The sequence below is a fragment of the Pseudarthrobacter equi genome (assembly GCF_900105535.1).
GTDB lineage: Bacteria > Actinomycetota > Actinomycetes > Actinomycetales > Micrococcaceae > Arthrobacter > Arthrobacter equi.
The window spans coordinates 3,526,896-3,544,364 of sequence record NZ_LT629779.1 but is presented as its reverse complement, the minus strand read 5'-3'; the positions used below and the strand labels follow the sequence as shown (position 1 = coordinate 3,544,364).

14 protein-coding genes are annotated in these 17,469 nt (G+C 67.1%); 9 read left to right on the top strand and 5 right to left on the bottom strand.

The features are described from left to right. The first annotated feature begins 156 nt into the window (after positions 1-156). Positions 157-693: a hypothetical protein gene (locus BLT71_RS16115; protein WP_091722242.1), complete on the top strand. Its 537-nt coding sequence runs from the start codon at positions 157-159 to the stop codon at positions 691-693. A gap of 94 nt (positions 694-787) precedes the next feature. Here the strand turns inward: BLT71_RS16115 and BLT71_RS16110 are convergent, their stop codons facing one another. From BLT71_RS16110 to BLT71_RS16100, 3 genes are all read right to left on the bottom strand, one after another. After that, the gene (locus BLT71_RS16110; protein ID WP_091722239.1) at positions 788-1,951 is read right to left on the bottom strand and encodes an AI-2E family transporter; all 1,164 of its coding nucleotides are present in this window, start codon (positions 1,949-1,951) and stop codon (positions 788-790) included. A gap of 108 nt (positions 1,952-2,059) precedes the next feature. Then, a complete protein-coding gene (locus BLT71_RS16105) occupies positions 2,060-2,740 on the bottom strand; it encodes a FadR/GntR family transcriptional regulator (protein ID WP_091722237.1) in 681 nt (226 codons plus the stop codon). Between the two features lie 6 nt (positions 2,741-2,746). After that, a complete protein-coding gene (locus BLT71_RS16100) occupies positions 2,747-4,018 on the bottom strand; it encodes an MFS transporter (RefSeq protein WP_091722235.1) in 1,272 nt (423 codons plus the stop codon). A 151-nt stretch (positions 4,019-4,169) separates the two neighbouring features. On the opposite strand from BLT71_RS16100, the gene BLT71_RS16095 reads away from it, so the two are divergent. After that, positions 4,170-5,792, top strand: coding sequence for a CYTH and CHAD domain-containing protein (locus BLT71_RS16095; RefSeq protein WP_091722232.1), 1,623 nt, complete (start codon positions 4,170-4,172; stop codon positions 5,790-5,792). 74 nt (positions 5,793-5,866) lie between these two features. On the opposite strand, the gene map is transcribed toward BLT71_RS16095, so the two are convergent. Beyond that, complete coding sequence (map, locus tag BLT71_RS16090) at positions 5,867-6,649, bottom strand: type I methionyl aminopeptidase (protein ID WP_091722230.1); 783 nt, start codon at positions 6,647-6,649, stop codon at positions 5,867-5,869. A 113-nt stretch (positions 6,650-6,762) separates the two neighbouring features. Between map and BLT71_RS16085 the strand changes: the two genes are divergently transcribed. After that, positions 6,763-7,062, top strand: coding sequence for a helix-turn-helix domain-containing protein (locus BLT71_RS16085; RefSeq protein WP_091722228.1), 300 nt, complete (start codon positions 6,763-6,765; stop codon positions 7,060-7,062). A 36-nt stretch (positions 7,063-7,098) separates the two neighbouring features. Here the strand turns inward: BLT71_RS16085 and BLT71_RS16080 are convergent, their stop codons facing one another. Further along, the gene (locus tag BLT71_RS16080; protein WP_091722226.1) at positions 7,099-8,535 is read right to left on the bottom strand and encodes a PucR family transcriptional regulator; all 1,437 of its coding nucleotides are present in this window, start codon (positions 8,533-8,535) and stop codon (positions 7,099-7,101) included. A 166-nt stretch (positions 8,536-8,701) separates the two neighbouring features. Between BLT71_RS16080 and BLT71_RS16075 the strand changes: the two genes are divergently transcribed. From BLT71_RS16075 to BLT71_RS16050, 6 genes are all read left to right on the top strand, one after another. After that, complete coding sequence (locus BLT71_RS16075) at positions 8,702-10,132, top strand: aminobutyraldehyde dehydrogenase (RefSeq protein WP_091724078.1); 1,431 nt, start codon at positions 8,702-8,704, stop codon at positions 10,130-10,132. A 14-nt stretch (positions 10,133-10,146) separates the two neighbouring features. Further along, on the top strand, positions 10,147-11,517 hold the full coding sequence (gene gabT, locus BLT71_RS16070) for a 4-aminobutyrate--2-oxoglutarate transaminase (RefSeq protein ID WP_091722223.1): 1,371 nt from the start codon (positions 10,147-10,149) through the stop codon (positions 11,515-11,517). A gap of 539 nt (positions 11,518-12,056) precedes the next feature. Continuing rightward, positions 12,057-12,482, top strand: coding sequence for a hypothetical protein (locus tag BLT71_RS16065; RefSeq protein WP_091722221.1), 426 nt, complete (start codon positions 12,057-12,059; stop codon positions 12,480-12,482). Between the two features lie 2 nt (positions 12,483-12,484). Continuing rightward, a complete protein-coding gene (locus tag BLT71_RS16060) occupies positions 12,485-13,822 on the top strand; it encodes a glycosyltransferase family 2 protein (protein WP_091722218.1) in 1,338 nt (445 codons plus the stop codon). Then, complete coding sequence (locus BLT71_RS16055; RefSeq protein ID WP_091722215.1) at positions 13,812-15,614, top strand: polysaccharide deacetylase family protein; 1,803 nt, start codon at positions 13,812-13,814, stop codon at positions 15,612-15,614. The genes BLT71_RS16060 and BLT71_RS16055 overlap by 11 nt, the downstream gene beginning before the upstream one ends. Positions 15,615-15,670: 56 nt before the next feature. After that, positions 15,671-17,464: a polysaccharide deacetylase family protein gene (locus tag BLT71_RS16050; protein ID WP_157693484.1), complete on the top strand. Its 1,794-nt coding sequence runs from the start codon at positions 15,671-15,673 to the stop codon at positions 17,462-17,464. Positions 17,465-17,469 lie beyond the last annotated feature (5 nt).

The following is a 17,469-nucleotide window of genomic DNA, read 5'->3' as shown; positions in this document are numbered from 1 at the left end:
GGCCACGATATTACGCGTTCCCGCCGACAGGGACGGGCTTTCGTAACATTAGTAAGTGTGCTTACCATGGGCGGACAGTGGCCATGGTTGGGCCACGGAAAGCCAACGCCGCTCCGGCGGCAGCTCGGAACCAGTTCAACGTTAGGAATGTACAACATGGCAGGAAACCTCATTGCCCGGTCAGTCCACGATCTGACGGCAGCAGCATGGTTCGGCGGCTCCCTGATGGGCGCCATCGGATTGAACGGCGCGGCAGCGGAAGCAAAGGACCCCTCCGAACGCACCCGGCTTTCAAGCGCGGGCTGGATGCGGTGGGCTCCGGTCCAGACGGCAGCGTTCGCCACGCACCTCGCCGCCGACCTCGCCATAGCCTTCGAGAACAAGGGCCGCATCGCCAAGCAGGACGGCGTTGCCCGGGACACGGTCATCAAGACCGCCGTGACCGTGGCAGGCGCGGCCGTCACGCTCTATTCCGGCATCCTCGGCAAGAAGGTGGAGAAGCTCGCCGGTGAAGGGTCCGAAGGTGCCACCGAGCCGCGGCCCGGCGCATCCGATGAACTGAAGGCCGCGCAGCAGCAGCTCAAGGCCCTCCAGTGGGTCATCCCCGCCTTCGCGGGGGCAGTGGTGGTTCTTGGCGCCAAGCACGGCGAGATGCAGCGGCCCAAGAACGTCTTCGCGGGCCTGCAGCGCTGACCGCGGCATTGCTCGCTGAAGCGGGCAAGGCACACGACGGCGGCCCCGCACCCTTCAAAGCGAAAGGTGCGGGGCCGCCGTCGTGCGTTAGGGGCTACTTAGCCGCGGTCCCGGCAACCATCGGGTCCCGGCCGGCGCCCTGCCCGTCGTCGGTGGTCCAGACTTTGATGATGGCCCAAGCAACGGCAGTGATGGGTACCGCCAGGACCGCGCCCACAATGCCGGCCAGGAGGGTGCCCGCGGTGAGGGCAAGAAGGATGACCAGCGCGTGCAGCTGCAGCGACTTGCCCATGACCACCGGCTGAAGCAGGTTGCCCTCAAGCTGGTTGACGGCCACCACCACTGCCACCACGATCAACGCCACCACCGGACCGTTCGCTACCAGGGCTACCAGGGCGGCGAGTATGCCTGCCATGGTGGCACCGACAATCGGAATGAACGCGCCGATGAACACCACCATGGCAAGGGGCAGCGCCAGCGGAACCTGGAGGATCAGCAGTGCGGCGCCAATGCCCACTGTGTCCACCAGGGCAACGATGGCGGTGCCGCGGACGTAGCCGCCCAGCACTTCCTGGCTGCGGGTACCCACACGGCGCAGGCGGCTGGCGCGGGCGCCCGTAAAGGGGCTGATCAGGAAACTCCAGATCCGCTCGCCGTCCTTGAGGAAGAAGAACAGGATGACCACCAGGAGCACGGCTCCGGTCAGGAATTCCGTCACCACGGACAGTCCGGTGATGGCGCCGGAGCGGGCCTGGCTGCTGGTGGCGAAGTCCACGATCGCGTTCCGGGCAGCATCGATTTGCGCTTCGTCAACGTGCAGGGGCCCGCTTTGAAGGAAGCTTTGCAGCTGGTCCAGCCCCGAGCTGGCCTGCTGGACCAGGTCGTCCCATTGGCTCCGGACCGAGAAATAGATAACGGTGAAAACCCCGCCCAGGACCACCAGGAGCGACACGAAAGCAATGACTGTGGCAAGGGCGTCGTTAATGCCGCGCCTTTTGAGGACGTTCACGAACGGGCTGATGGCGGCGGCCAGGATCAGGGCGATCAGCATGGGGATTACCAGCAGCTTGACCTGCAGGAGTGCGAAGACCGTTACTACGGACACCGCAAGGATGAGCAAGGTCTGGGCTGCGCGTATACCCACACGGCCGTAGCCATCGCCCCACAGTTGCTGCGGGGTCTTGCTGCCGCCCTCCGGGGTGGCGGCAGTTCCATGCTCGGAACATGTGCGGCGGGGATGGCGGGAGAACAGGGCCATGGCGAGGGTCCTCAGGGGTAAGCGAATTCCACCGGAACACGGCGGAAGAGGGGAGCTGGGTCAGCTAGTAAGCCTACTGACCGGTCCGGCCCATGCGAAACGGGCCGCCTATGTGGTGAGCCATTCGGCGCAGGAGTTCAGGTTCCGGTTGACAGTGGCCACCGCGGCATCAGCGTCGCCGCGCTCGATCGCATCCACCAGGACGCCATGCCCCTCGAGGGGAAGCCCGTCGAACCCCGGCCTCTTCTGCTGCGCCAGGAGGTCCTGGTGCAGGGCCGGGCCAAAGCTGACGTACAGCTCATGCAGCAGGGGATTGCCCGACGCCTGCGCCACCCGTGCGTGGAAGCCCCAGTCTGCCGTTGCCCAGGCCTCGCAGTCGCCGCTGCGCCAGGCCTGGTCCCGGGCGGTGAGGAGCGCCCGGAGTGCTGTGACGTCGTCGGCCGTGGCGTGCTTGGCAGCGAGCCGGGCCGCCTGGGTGTCCAGGCCCAGCCGTACCTCCAGGATGTGTTCGGCGGTGTGGTCCTGGAACAGCCGGCGGGCGGCGCCGGAAATTTCGCTGGTGGCGCGCACGTAAGTTCCATCGCCCCGCCGGACCTCCAGCATCCCGCTGTGCGCCAGGGCCTTGACCGCCTCGCGGAGCGTGCCGCGCGAAACGCCCAGGCGGGCCATGAGCTCAGATTCGGAGGGGATCCGCTGTTGGAGCGGCCACTCGCCGGAGTGGATCATGGCGCGCAGTTTGGCGGTGACCTCGTCGGCAAGCGCGGGCCGGACGGACGGGCTAAGGCTCATGGGTTGCTACTTTACTTTCCCGGACGTGAGCAGATGCGCCACCGCCATCTGCACCACGGCCAGCACCAGCAGCAGTGCCAGCGGCAGTGTCCAGCCGCCGGTGGCGCTGTGCAGCATGCCCATGCCGAACGGGCCGGCTGTGGCCAGGAGGTAGCCCGTGGACTGGGCCAGCGTGGACAGCGCCGTGGTCTCGGCAGTGTCCCTTCCGCTGCGGCTGATCATCACCATGACCAGCGGGAAAATGCCCAGCCCGAATCCCAGCAGCACCGCCGGAATCAGTGACAGGCTGACGGGCAGGAACAGCAGCAGCGCCACCCCCGCGGCCATGGTGGTGCTGACCAGGTAGAACGCGGGCCGCAGCATGCCCGGCCTGGAACCCAGCGCAATCAGCAGCACGCCGGCGGGCACGGACACCAGCTGCATCACGCCGAACAACAGCCCGCTCTCCGAGGCGCTGAGGCCCAGCGTGGTGAGCATGTAGGGGAACCAGCTCAGGAGTGCGTAGGCGAGCAGCGCCTGCAGCGTGAAGATTGCGGTGAGGAGTGCGCCCTTGCGGGTCCGCAGCAGCGGCCACGGCAAGGTGCCGGCGCCCGCGGGCCGGGCGCTGTGCCGGTGGGCGTGCAGTGCAACGGGCAGGAAGCCCAGCAGCGCGGCCAGGGCCATGATGCCGATGGAGCCCACCGCTGCCGACGGCGAGCCGAGGGCCTGCGCCAGCGGCACCACGGCCACGGACGTCACGGTGCCGCCGGTGGTCATGGTGACGGTGTAGACCGCCGTCATCAGCGACGTGCGGGCCGCGAAGTGTTCGCGGATGAAGGACGGCATGGCCACGTTGCATACAGCCAGCCCGGACATGCCCGCCACGGTTCCGGCCACCAGCATTCCGGTGGCGGGAATGCCCCGCAGGAGGAGCCCGCCGGCCAGCAGGGCCAGGGAGAGCAGGATGGCCTTCTCCACGCCCACCTTTCCCGTCAGCCACGACGTCGCTGCGCCCGCCAGCGCAAAGCACAGTGTGGGGATGGACGGGATGATCGCCGCCACCAGCGGGCCATAGCCGAGTACCAGCTGCAGGTCGTGCAGCAGCGCTGACGCGCCCGTGATGCCGGCGCGCAGGTTCAGCCCGATGAGCACCAGGGCGATGACGCTGAACACGACGGCGGTACGCGTCTTCGGCGCTGCCAATCCTTGCGCTGCGGTGTTGAGGGCGTCCTCAGCTGCGGCGACAGATGCTGGCGGGTGTGATGTGCGTGTGGCGGCAGGGGGCGGAGAAGCGGACATCTCTCCAGAGTAAAGGTTAGACGTTTGATGTCTAGTGTTTTGTGGGGAAGCTCTCCCGGCCCTGAAGGTGGGGGCCATAGAATGCGAGCGGGAGCCCGGCGGCCCGGCTGATCCGGCCGCAGCCGGTACCGGATGCGTGGGAGGAGCGGTTGTGAAGGCTGTGCAGGCAGTGGAGGTCGAGAAGAAGTACGACGTCGGCGATGATGCCGTAGTGCCGCAGCTCCAGGACCTTCCCGGAGTAGCGAGGGTGGGGGAGGCCCACACCGCCGAATTGGAAGCCGTCTACTTCGACACCGGCCAGCGGACCCTGCAGTCCCGCCGCATCACCCTGCGGCGGCGGACAGGAGGGGCCGACGCCGGATGGCACCTTAAGCTTCCGGCGGAAGCGACGTCGCCCGGGGAAGCCGGCCCCCGGAATCTCGTGCAGGGCGCCGTTCCTGAAGGTGCGCCCAAGGCGGAGTCCGAACCCCCGCGGCGGCGCGAGCTGCACGCCCCGCTGGGCCAGCCCGACGTCGTTCCCGACATCTTGCTGGCCTACGTGCAGGCCTTTGTGCGCGGGAACCCCCTCGTGCCCGTGGTGCGGCTGAAGACCGAGCGGACAACCTACCCGCTCTACGGACCTGACGGCGTGCACCTGGCCGACCTCGCAGACGACAGGGTGGACGCCCAACCCTTCGGCGGCGGCGCGGCCGCCGGCGGGAAGCGCTGGCGCGAATGGGAACTGGAGCTGGTCCATGGATCAACCAGCCTGTTTGAACCTGCCGGCCAGGTCCTCGCCGCCGCCGGCGCCCGCCGGGCCGGCCACGCGTCCAAGCTGGCCAAGGCGCTCGGGGCGGGCGGAACGGCGAAGGTTCCGGGCAGCGAAACGGGCGGCGGCACCGCCCTGCTGGCGGGGAAGAAGGCTCCGGCGGCCGCCGTCGTCACCGTCTTCCTGGCGGGCCAGCTCAATCAGCTTCTTGAGCGCGACGCCGGAGTGCGCTTGGAGGAGCCGGAGGCGATTCACGACATGCGCTCGGCCGCCCGCCGGATGCGGTCTGCGCTCGCCGCCTACCGCAAGCTCTACCGTGCCGTTCCCGTGCGTCGCCTGCGTGACGAGCTCTCATGGCTGGGCGGGGTGCTCGGTGCGCCCCGGGATGCCGAGGTGCTGCGCTCCCGTTTGCTGGGCCAGGTGGCTGAACTGCCGCCGGGCGAGGGGACCGAAGCAGCCCGGGACTTCCTGGACCGCCGCGCCGGAGCAACGTTCGACGCCGGGTACCGGCTCCTGCAGGAGGCGCTGGCGTCCGAGCGCTACTTCCGGCTCCTGGACAGCCTCGAGGATTTCCGGGACACCCCGCCGGTCCGCGGCACCGCCGTGGAGCCGGGGCGGCGCGCGGTGGCGAAAGCGGTGGACAAGGCGGCCAAGCGGATCCGGCGTTCCCATAAGGCGGCCTCGCACGCCCGCCGGGGAAGCGAGCGTGAAACCGCCCTCCACCAGGTGCGCAAGGATGCCAAGCGGCTGCGGCATGTCGCAGAATCTGCGGCGGCAGTCAGCGGCAAACGCGCCCGAAAGGTAGCCAAGGCCGCGCACCGGCAGCAGAAGATCCTCGGCGATTACCACGACGCCGTCATTGCCCGGGACCTACTGGCCGGACTGGGCTCCGAAGCGCCGCCGGCGGCCGCAGATGCGTTTGCGGCCCTGCTGGCCAGGCAGCATGAGCTGATGTCCGCAGCGGAGAAGAAGTACCGCAAGGCGCGCAGGAAGTCACGGCACCTCCTGCGGGGCGGCGTCCTCTAACCCCCTGTTTGCGTCATCAGATCGGGTCCCTGAAACCCTGTGTCAGGGACCCCGATCTAGAAGCGCAACGCGGGTCAGGGGCGAGTTCCCGTGGGCAGCGTGAGGATCTCGGCCCCGTCCTCGGTGATGGCGATGGTGTGTTCGGTGTGCGCCGTCCGGCAGCCCGTGGAGCTGCGGAGCGTCCAGCCGTCCGCGTCAGTGACGAGTTCGGCCGTATCCGCCATGATCCACGGTTCCAACGCAAGCATCAGTCCGGGGCGGAGCTTGAAGCCGCGTCCGGGCCGGCCCATGTTGGGCACGTGCGGATCCTGGTGCATGGTGGAGCCGATGCCGTGGCCGCCGAACTGCCTGTTGATGGGGTAGCCGGCATCGGTGAGGACGCGGCCGATGGCGTAGGAAACGTCCCCGATCTTGGCATTCGGGCCTGCGGCTGCGATGCCTGCGGCGAGGGCGCGCTCGGTGGCATCGATCATGGCCACGCTTTCGGCTGGCCCTGAACCGCCCACCAGGAAGCTGATGGCGGCGTCTGCGGCAATGCCGTCCTTGACGACGGCGAGGTCAAGGGTCAGCAGGTCCCCGTCTGCCAGCGCGTAGTCGCGGGGGAGCCCGTGCAGCACGGCGTCATTGACGCCGGTGCAGATGTAGTGCCCGAACGGCCCGCGCCCAAAGGACGGTGCGTAGTCCACGTAGCAGGATTCGGCGCCCGCCTCGGTAATCATCTCCGCGGTCCAGCGGTCGATCTCCAGCAGGTTCGTACCCACGGTGGCTCGGCCCTTCATTGCCTGGAGGATGTCGGCCACCAGGGCGCCCGTGACCCGGGCCTTGGCGATCTCGGCGGGGTTGAGGATTTCGATCATGCGGTGCCCTTTCCGGTGGCTGGCTGGTTCCGTAGGTGGCTTCCTGTGTTTCCAGCAGGGTTCACGGCCAATAACTATACCGGTCATATTATCCCGGTATTATCATTGGAACTATGGTCAGACTGCCGCTTACCCCCGAAGAAGTCCAGCGCGGACAGCGCCTCGGTGCGCTGCTGCGGCGTGCCCGGGGCGACCGCTCGATGCTTGAGACGGCGCTCGACGCCCTGGTGTCTCCGGAGACCCTGCGGAAGATCGAGTCGGGCCGCGTGGCCACGCCTGCTTTTCCCACCATTGCGGCCATCGCCGACGTCCTGGGGCTTTCCCTCGACGCAGTGTGGGCCGAGATCAATGAACCGCCGCCAGGGACCGGCCGGGCCACCGCCCGCACGGCTCCACAGCGGCTCGCGTCCTAGGCTCCGGCACCGGGCCCGCTCCCCTCGGTCGGGCGGCTATTTCCCCTGCCGCGCGGACAGACGGGCCACGGCCAGGGCCAGCCACAGCTGCACCCGGTCCGCCGTGACCGAGGGATCGTACCCGGTCAGTTCGGTGATCTGGGCCAGCCGGTACCGGACAGTGTTCCGGTGCAGGGTGAGCTGCTCCGCCACGGCCGCCACCGAGCCGTTGTTGGTCAGGTAGCTCTCCAGCGTGGTCATCAGCTCGGCGCCGTGCGCGGCATCGAAGGCCCGCAGCGGGTTCAGCGATTCGTGGGCCATGTCCGCCAGGGGCACGTCCTCGCTGGCCAGCAGGAGCGAGGTCAGGCTCAACCGTTCAGGCTCGTTGACCGGCAGCCCGTGGCCTGCGGCATCGCGGGCCTCGAAGTAGCTCCAGCGCAGGCCGTTCGGCTTCGTGTAGGCGCCGCCGATGCCGATGGTGGCGTGGATGCCCGCCTCAGCCAGGTGGTCGCTGAGCTGGCGCGCCAGGGCCGGCGCCGCGCCGCCGTCGTCGTTGATCACCACCACCAGGTCCTTGCCCACGACGGCGGCCACGGCGCCTTCCAGCGCACGCGGAACCGATGTGCTCCCCAAGGCCTTGTTGTGGGCAGGGGAGAAAGCCAGCAGCACCACGTTCTTGCGGGTGCTGTTGATGCCCACCCCGGCCAGCCTCCGCTGGGCCTCACTGGTCTCAAGGGCGCCGTGGATGACGTCCTCGAGCACTTGGCCGCACAGGGCACGCTGCGCCTGCCGCTGCTTGACCATGTTGTTCAGCTCCACGCTGATGAGGTTCTGCGCATAGCCCACGATTCCCGTGTCCTCGAACGGCTGGCGGACCCAGAGCGTGCAGGCGTCGCGGCGGCCGGTGGGGATGGGAAAGGATGACCAGGCATCGGCTGCGGGGGCGGCGGTGCTGCTGTTGTACAGCTGGGCCGTGAACTGCGTGAGCGCGATGTCCGTGCGGAGCATGCTGCCGAGCTGCTTGAGCAGTTCGGCGAGGCCGCCGCCGGTCAGCAGCGCACGGGCCAGGATCTGGTGCCCGGCGATCAGGCGTTCGAGCTTGGAGTAGTGGTCCGCGGACTGCGCATCCGCCACCAGTTTGGTGATGGCGATGAAAGGGGTCTCGTACGGGACTTCCACCACGGGCAGGCCCCACCGGTTTGCCTCCGCCAGCAGCGCCGGCGGCACCGCCTCGTGCGAGAGCCCCACTCCGAATCCGATCCCCACGGCGCCGGCCCGCTGGACCTGGCGGACAAAGCGGCGCTGCTCCGGGGCGGACTTCAATCTCAGCCCCGTGGTGAGGATCAGTTCGCCGCCGTTCAGGAACCGCTGCGGGTCCTCCAGCTCCGTGACGGCAACCCAGTTGATGTCCTGGTGCCAGGTGGTCTCGGCAACCCCTGCCTTGGACAGCTTCAGGGAGTTCACGCCCAGCAGGGCGGCGAGGGAAATGGCCATGGAACAAGGATACGGGGATGCTGGACAACCGCACTAAGCCTCTGCGCGAAGGGTGTGCAGGTGGCTATTCACTCGGGTTGGGGGCTGGCATAGGCTCAAGGCAGTTCCATCCATCCGCCGTGGTCTCCGCCGGGCGCGTTGGCCCCTAAGAAAGAGGTTGCACACCGTGGTCCAAACCTTGCAGAACTTCATCAACGGGAAGTTCGTCACTCCCGCCGGCACCGAGGTGCTGGACGTGGTCAACCCCACCAACGGGGAAGTCGTGGCCCACTCGCCGATCTCTGTGCAGGCGGACGTGGACGCCGCCATGGCTGCTGCCGCGGAGGCGTTCAAGAGCTGGAAGCACGCAACCCCCGGCCAGCGCCAGCTGATGCTGCTCAAGCTTGCCGACGCCGTCGAGGCCAACAGCGACGAACTCGTTGAGGCCCAGCACCGCAACACCGGCCAGGTCCGCTCCCTGATCGCGTCCGAGGAAGTTGCCGCCGGCGCCGACCAGCTGCGGTTCTTCGCCGGTGCCGCCCGCATCCTTGAGGGCAAGTCTGCTGGCGAGTACTTCGAGGGCCACACCTCGTACGTCCGACGCGAGCCCATCGGCGTGGTGGCGCAGGTGGCCCCGTGGAACTACCCGTTCCTCATGGCCATCTGGAAGATCGGCCCGGCCCTGGCCGCCGGCAACACCGTGGTCCTCAAGCCCTCGGACACCACCCCGGAGTCCACGCTTGTCCTCGCCCGGCTGGCTGGAGAAATCCTGCCGGCAGGTGTCCTGAACGTTGTGCTTGGCACCGGCAAGACCGGCGCCATGATGGTGGACCACAAGGTCCCCGGCCTGGTGTCCATCACCGGCTCGGTCCGCGCCGGCATTGCCGTCGCTTCCGGCGCCGCCAAGGGCCTCAAGCGCGCTCACCTGGAACTTGGCGGCAAGGCACCCGCCATCGTCTTCAAGGACGCCGACATCAAGAAGAGCGCCGCGGCCATCGCCGAATTCGCGTTCTTCAACGCCGGCCAGGACTGCACCGCCATCACCCGCGTCCTGGTGGAGGACTCCGTGCACGACGACGTTGTCGCCGCCATGGTGGAGCACACCCGGACCCTGCACACCGGCTCGCAGAACGACGAAGACAACTACTTCGGGCCTTTGAACAACGTGAACCACTTCAACGCCGTCACGTCCGTGGTGGAGAATCTGCCGGCCAACTGCCGCATCGAAACCGGCGGCCACCGGGCGGGGGAGAAGGGCTACTTCTTCGAGCCCACCATCATCACCGGCGCCAAGCAGACCGATGACGTGGTGCAGCAGGAGACCTTCGGCCCCGTTATCACCGTCCAGAAGTTCAGCACTGAGGAGGAAGCCGTGGAGCTGGCCAACGGGGTTGAATACGCCCTCGCCTCCAGCGTCTGGACCACCGACCACGGCACTGCCATGCGCCTCAGCCGGGACCTCGACTTCGGGGCTGTCTGGATCAACACCCACATCCTCCTCACCGCCGAAATGCCCCACGGCGGCTTCAAACAGTCCGGCTACGGCAAGGACCTCTCCATGTACGGCGTGGAGGACTACACGCGCATCAAGCACGTCATGTCCGCCCTCGACTCCTAGAAGGAAAACCCCTCATGACCACCACTGCAGCAGACATCACTTACCGCCTGGAGCAGAAGCGCCGCGTCCAGGCCGACTTCCCCGGCCCCAAGTCCGTGGCATTGACCGAGCGCCGCAAGTCGGTCGTCGCGGCCGGCGTCGCCTCCAGCGTCCCGGTCTACGTGGCGGACGCTGACGGCGGCATCATCCAGGACGTCGACGGCAACTCCTTCATCGACCTCGGCTCGGGCATCGCGGTGACCAGCGTGGGAGCGTCCGATCCCGCCGTCGTCGGTGCCGTCAAGGAAGCCGTGGAGCACTTCACCCACACGTGCTTCATGGTCACGCCCTACGAAGGCTACGTGGCTGTGGCCGAGCAGCTGAACAGGCTCACCCCGGGCGACCACGAGAAGCGCACCGTGCTCTTCAACTCCGGCGCCGAGGCCGTGGAAAACGCGGTCAAGGTGGCCCGCCTGGCCACCGGGCGCGACGCCGTCGTGGCCTTCGACCACGCCTACCACGGCCGCACCAACCTCACCATGGCGCTGACCGCCAAGGCCATGCCGTACAAGACCAACTTCGGCCCCTTCGCCCCCGAGGTCTACCGGATGCCCATGAGCTACCCGTACCGCGAGGAAAACCCCTCGATCACCGGTGCCGAGGCAGCCAAGCGCGCCATCACTGCCATCGAGAAGCAGATCGGCGGCGACCAGGTGGCCGCGATCATCATCGAACCCATCCAGGGCGAAGGCGGGTTCATCGTCCCGGCCGACGGCTTCCTGCCGGCACTGGCGGCCTGGGCCAAGGACAAGGGCATCGTCTTCATCGCCGACGAGGTCCAGTCCGGCTTCTGCCGCACCGGTGAATGGTTCGCCGTCAACCACGAAGGCGTCGTCCCGGACATCATCACCATGGCCAAGGGCATCGCCGGCGGCATGCCGCTGTCCGCCATCACCGGCCGGGCAGACCTGCTCGACGCCGTCCACCCGGGCGGCCTCGGCGGCACCTACGGCGGCAACCCGGTGGCCTGCGCTGCTGCGCTGGCGTCCATCGGCTCCATGGAGGAGTACATCCTCAATGCCCGCGCCAAGCACATCGAGGAACTGGCCACCACCAGGCTCAGCGCCCTGCAGGAGGAACTGGCCGGCGCCGGCTCCGCAGTGATCGGTGACATCCGCGGCCGCGGCGCAATGCTCGCCATCGAACTGGTCCAGGCAGGCTCCAAGGAGCCCAACCCGGAACTGACCAAGGCCGTTGCCGCCGCCTGCCTGAAGGAAGGCGTCATCATCCTCACCTGCGGCACCTACGGCAACGTCATCCGGCTGCTCCCGCCGCTGGTCATCACCGATGAGTTGCTGAACGACGGCCTCGATGTCCTGGCCGCCGCCATCAAGGCCAACGCCTAGGCAGGCACCACGGCCAACGCCTCAACAGCAGGCCGCCAAGCACCACGGCAGCACCCCCGCACTGCGGGGGTGCTGCTTTTTGGTTAACAAGTGTTTTCGCGTTTTCGGTGCCCTTCTACCGGGGTAACTACCCACTCCCCGCGCCGGGGAAGGCGGACTACCTAATGCCCCCTACTTGCCTGCCCGGCAAACACCTAACCACCCGGTAGTTAAGGCAGGTTGCGGTAAGTATCCCCAAGAATTTTTTGGAGTACTTGGTACTCGTGTTAACCATCCTCAGCTACTCGTAACTTGGACACACCGGGACCCCGGAAAGCGGCCCCTGGAGTGCATCTTTGAGGAGTTTCCGGACGGCGAAGCCCCTCCACAATGACGAACGCCTCACAGCGAAGCGAGTAAGCGCCTACCAACATCCGGACGGCGGCACAGGGTTCCAGCGGCGGCAGCGGCATCACCCCAAACCGGCAAAGGACATCCTGCACAACACAGAGGGGAAACGACGCGATGCAGTTGTCGTACACAGCAAGGGAGGGCCTCCGATGAGGGACATCGAAAGCTTTGCAGTGCCCGCACAGGCCACCTTCGGCCGGGACGGGGCCATGTTCGAAGGCCTGCTCGATTTCGTAGCCCAGCTGAGCCTGGTGCTGTGGGGGCTGGTGGTCCTCACTGTGGTGATCCGCTTCGTTGGCGTGGGCATGTATCGCAGGGGTGCCACCCGCAGGGCACTTGCTGCTGCGCTGGCGGCGCCTGTTCTGACGCCCGGTCCGGTGGCCGCCATGGAAACCCGGACTGAGCGTTCCCCAGCCGGACTCATCGAGGTCATGGCGGCGGACGCCGCCTTCCGGGAAGGCCTGCAGCCCGCCGAGGTTCCTGCCACCGTGGCCGCGCCCGTCCAGGTGCACCGCCGCATCTTCCGCAGCCGGCGCCGGCAGATGCCCGCTCTCGCCAGCTCCACGGAGGGGTGAGCGTGGATTTCGCACTCGTCATCTTCTGGCTGTTCGCCGGCGTCAGCATCCTCTACGTCGTGCACTTCGGCCTCTACCTGGCGGGCGCCAACTTCTACGACATCTGGCAGCAGCGCCGCAAGGGAATGCGGGGCGTGCGGGCACCCGGTGAATTCCAGCCGGAATGCGCTGCATCGGCCACCTGGACCCGCCGGGCCCGCCCCGAGGTGCCCGGGCTGGTATCCATCGTCATCGCAGCCCACAACGAGGAAGCGGTGATCGTCAGGACCCTCGAGTCCATCGGCAAAAGCAGCTACCGGTCCTTTGAGGTCTTCGTCGCCGATGACGCGTCGACGGACCTGACCGGCAGGCTGGTCCGCGACTATCAGCTGCGGCACCCCACCATGGATCTGCACCTGGTCCGGATGCGCCGCAACATTGGCAAAGGCGCTGCGCTCAACTCGGTGCTCCGCCGGCACGCCCGCGGCCAGTTCGCCATGACCCTCGACGCCGATTCGATCATCGGTCCGGAAGCCATCACCAACGCGCTGTCCTACTTCGACGATCCGTGCGTGGCCGGAGTCGCCGCCAACGTGCAGATCCTGGAGGAGACCACCGTGCTCGGCATCCTGCAGCGTTTCGAGCACATGATCGGCTACCGCTCCAAGAAGTTCTTTTCCCTCCTGAACGCCGAATTCGTGGTGGGCGGCGTGGCCTCCACCTACCGGATGCGGGTGCTGCGGAAAGTGGACTTCTACGACACCGACACCGTGACCGAGGACATCGGGCTGAGCGCGAAGATCACCAACCTTGGCAACCGGCGTTTCCGGATGCTCTACGGTGCCGACGTGGTGGCCAAGACCGAGGGCGTGCTCTCGCTGCGCGCCCTGGCCAAGCAGCGTTACCGCTGGAAGTACGGCAGCATCCAGAACCTCATCAAGTACCGCGGCATGATGCTGAACCCGAGCCGAAGGTACACGCCCACCCTGACGTACTACCGGATGCCCATGGCCCTGCTGAGCGAATTCACGCTGCTGGTCTCGCCACTGGCCTGGACGTACGCCGTCTACTGGTCGCTGGCCACGCACACCCCTGCGTTGATCCTCGGGGCCTACGCCACCATCACGGCCTACACCCTGCTCACCGTGTGGATGGACGAGAACCTGACAGTGCGGGAACGAAGCCGGCTTTCCGTCTACGCCCCCACGGCCTACTTCCTTTTCTACATCATGGACCTGGTGCAGCTGACGGCGGCGCTTCGCTGCATCCTGCGCTCACGCGGCCTCTTCCGGCGTCCCGAAATCAACACGTGGAAGTCACCGCAACGGGCCGGCAGCCTGGTGGTGGCCAATGCCACGTAAGCGCCGGTGGTTCCTGCGTGTGCTGTTGAACCCGCTCGTGGTCATCATGGCTGTGGTGGCACTGATCACCGCCGGCTGGCTGGTGTACACGCGGGACAACGCCAGCATGGCCCAGGCACGGCCCGGCGCCAACCTGCTCCCCGCCTTCGACCCGTCGGCCGGGGTCACCCCCGCAGCGTCCGGCCAGCCGGACCCGGCCGGGCAAGTGGGCGGCTGGACCGTCCGGCGCAGCGGTACCGCAGAGACCTCGCTGGAGCTGGCCGCCGGAGAGCTGCAAAGCCAGGCACTCCGGCTGGACATCACCGGCTACACCGCGGGCGACGTCACGCTGACAACCCCCCGCGTGGACGTCAAGCCCCACCAGACCTACCTTTTCAAGGCCTTTGCCTCCAGCGACACCGACTTCACCCTTCTGGCCCGCCGGTTTCTGGCCGATGGCAGCACCGTCCTGGAACAGCTCCGGAACCCGCTGGAGCGGCCCGGGAACACCCCTTACACGGTGAGCGATGCCTTCGACAGCGGCGAGGCGACAATCGCCGTCGAGTACGTCTTTCGGCTGGCATCGGACGGCGCACTCAAGATCGAAGGAGCCTATCTGGAGCCGGCCAGCGACGTCCTGCTCCTGCCCTCCCCGCCGCCCGGGCCGAACCTGATCCCGAACCCTGGCCTCACGGGAATCCAGCCGGCCGGACCTGATGCATGGTCCCCCTATGCCTCCGGGGCACTGACGGCGGAGTCCGGCCGGAGCCAGGACCCAGGCGGCAGTTACCTCTGGACCCGCATCTCAAACTACAAGTCCGGCGAGGCCAAGTGGCAGTACCAGCCCGTCCCGGTGACCGGTGACAGGTCCTTCGAATTCGGCGCCACCTACCGGTCCGACCGCGAGGTGGATGTGGTGGCCGAGTTCGAGCTCGCCAACGGGGGCCGCGCGTTCCAAAGCCTTGAGACCGTGCTGCCGGCCGGAGAATGGACAACCGTCAGCGAGGCGTTCCAGGCGCCCGCCGGAGCCACCTCGGCAATGGTCACGCTGGTGGCCCACGGGGACGGCACCACCAGCGTCCGCAACTACTCGCTCACCGACACCACGAAGCCCGGCCCCCTCCGCTGGAGCCAGCCCATGGTCTCGATCACCTTCGACGACGGCTGGCAATCGGTGTACGACCGCGCACTTCCGCTGCTGGACCAGCACGGTTTCCGGTCCACCCAGTACATCAACGCCAGTTCCATCGAGACGCCCAACTTCATGACTGCAGCCGAAGTGCAGCAACTGCACCAGGCCGGACACGAAATCGCCGCGCACAGCTACGAACACGTGGACCTGACCTCCATCGGGACGGACCGCCTGGACGACCAGGTCCGCAAGAGCGAAGAGGCGCTGGCAGCGGCCGGCTTTGAAACCAGGGACCTGGCACCCCCGTACGGCCGCCACGACCCGCAGGTGGACTGGTACGCCAACAAATACTTCGACATCGTCCGCGGCACGGACGACGGCATCAATACCCGGCAAAGCCTGGACAAGCAGGACCTGAAGGTCTTCTACGTGACCGACCAGACCACCATGGCCACCCTGTCTGAAGCGCTCGCCGAGACAGCCCGGATGAACGGATGGCTCATCCTCGTCTACCACCAGATCGCCACTCCACAGTCCACCGGAACCCAGGAGCACAGCATCGCGGCGGACCGGAGCACCATCACCAGCGACGTCCTCGCCGCCCAGCTTCAGCTCGTAGACGACAGCAACATCGAGGTCCAGCCGGTCATGCAGGCCTTCGAAAAGCTACAGGGACCCTGACCAGACTTCGGCGGTGTAACCCGGCGCCGCCGGCCACAAAAAGAACGGAACAGCACATGACCGGAACCAGATCCAGCTTGGCGCCCTGGCGCGTCAAGCTCATGAGCACCGTGGTGGCGGTGGTGGCCATGGCCGCCGCGCTGCTGACGCCCGGGGCGGCCAACGCGGCCGTGGACAACCCCGCACCAGGCCCCCTGGTGTCCTTCACCTTCGATGACGGTGCCCAAAGCGCACTGACGCAGGCAGCGCCGACCCTCCAGAAGTACGGGCTGACAGGCACGAACTACGTCATCACCGGCTGCGTCGGAATGACAACCGTACCCAACACCTGCCGCGCCGACACCGATGTGCCCTACATGACGTGGAGCCAGATCCTGCAGCTGCAGAACACCTACGGCTGGGAAATCGGATCACACACCGTCAACCACCAGTGCCTCGTCAGCGTTGGCAATGACTGCCAGGCGAACAAGCTGACTGCAGCCCAGGTGGAGGCCCAGCTGGCAAACAGCAAGTCGGCACTGGCCGCCCAAGGCATCAACGCCACGGCCTTTGCGCCGCCCTACGGCGACTACGACATGCCGACCATTGCGCGCGTAGCCAAGTACTACAGCTCCATGCGCGGCTTCGCTGACACGGGCAACAACATCTGGCCCCTCGGCGACTACCTGCTCCGCAACGTCCCGGTCCAGGAGGTCACCACACCGGTGGCCGCGCTGAAGGCCCAGGTGGACGCGGCCATCGCCAACAAGCAATGGGTGGTCTTCACGTTCCATGACATCCGGCCCAACCCGAGCCAGGTCCCCGATGACTACCAGTACGGCACCGCGGAACTGGACCAGCTCGCCGCCTACGTGAAGACCAAGGTGTCGGCCGGGCAAATCCGCAACGTCAACGTCAGCAAAGGCCTTGTCACCGGTTCACCGAACCTGATGCCCAACCCGACGTTCAACACCGGAATCGCCGACGGATGGCGCACCGATGCACCCGCCGCCATCACTGCCGACGCCGCGACCAACGGCAGCTTCCCGGACGCGGCCCGGTCCATCAAGATGGTTTCCGGGACGGCCACGGGGCACCTGTTCTCACCGGCCGTGGCGGTGTCACCGACCACGAACTACCTGTTCAAGTCCTACCTGAACGTCGCCGCCATCACCACCGGCGAAGTGGGCTTCTACGTGGACGAATACAACGCGGCCGGGCAGTGGATCTCCGGACAGTTCCGCAAGCGCGAGAACACCAGGTGGGTGGAGGCCATGAACTTCACCTACACGCCCAGCTCCACCAATGTGGCCAAGGCGAGCCTCCAAGTGTGGGTGACAGGCACCGGCATCACGGCCTACCTGGATAACGTGCAGCTGCTCGCACTGACCGCAGGGACCACCCCGCCGCCGCCAACGTCCACCAACCTGGTGGCCAACGGCACCTTCGACGCCGGCATCGGCTCGGGCTGGACCACCGACTCCGCGCCCACCATCGTGGCGGACGCAGCCAACCACGGGAGCCCCGCCAACCCGGTCAACTCCGTCAAACTGACGGCCACAACGGCGAACAAGCACCTGTTCTCACCCCAGGTGGCGGTGACTGCAGGGGCCTACAACATTGCCGGGTACCTGAACGTCACAGCCCGCACCAGCGGTGAGGTGGGCTTCTACATCGACGAGTACAACGCGGCCGGACAATGGATCTCCGGGCAGTACAAACTCGGCGTGGCGGCCTCAGGAGTGACCAACGTGGACCTGACCTACTCGCCAAGCACCACCGCGGTGGCGAAGGCAAGCTTGCAGGTCATCGTCCAGGCCAACTCCGGACTGCAGGCATATTTCGACGACGTCCGCTGGACCAGGCCCTGACGCCC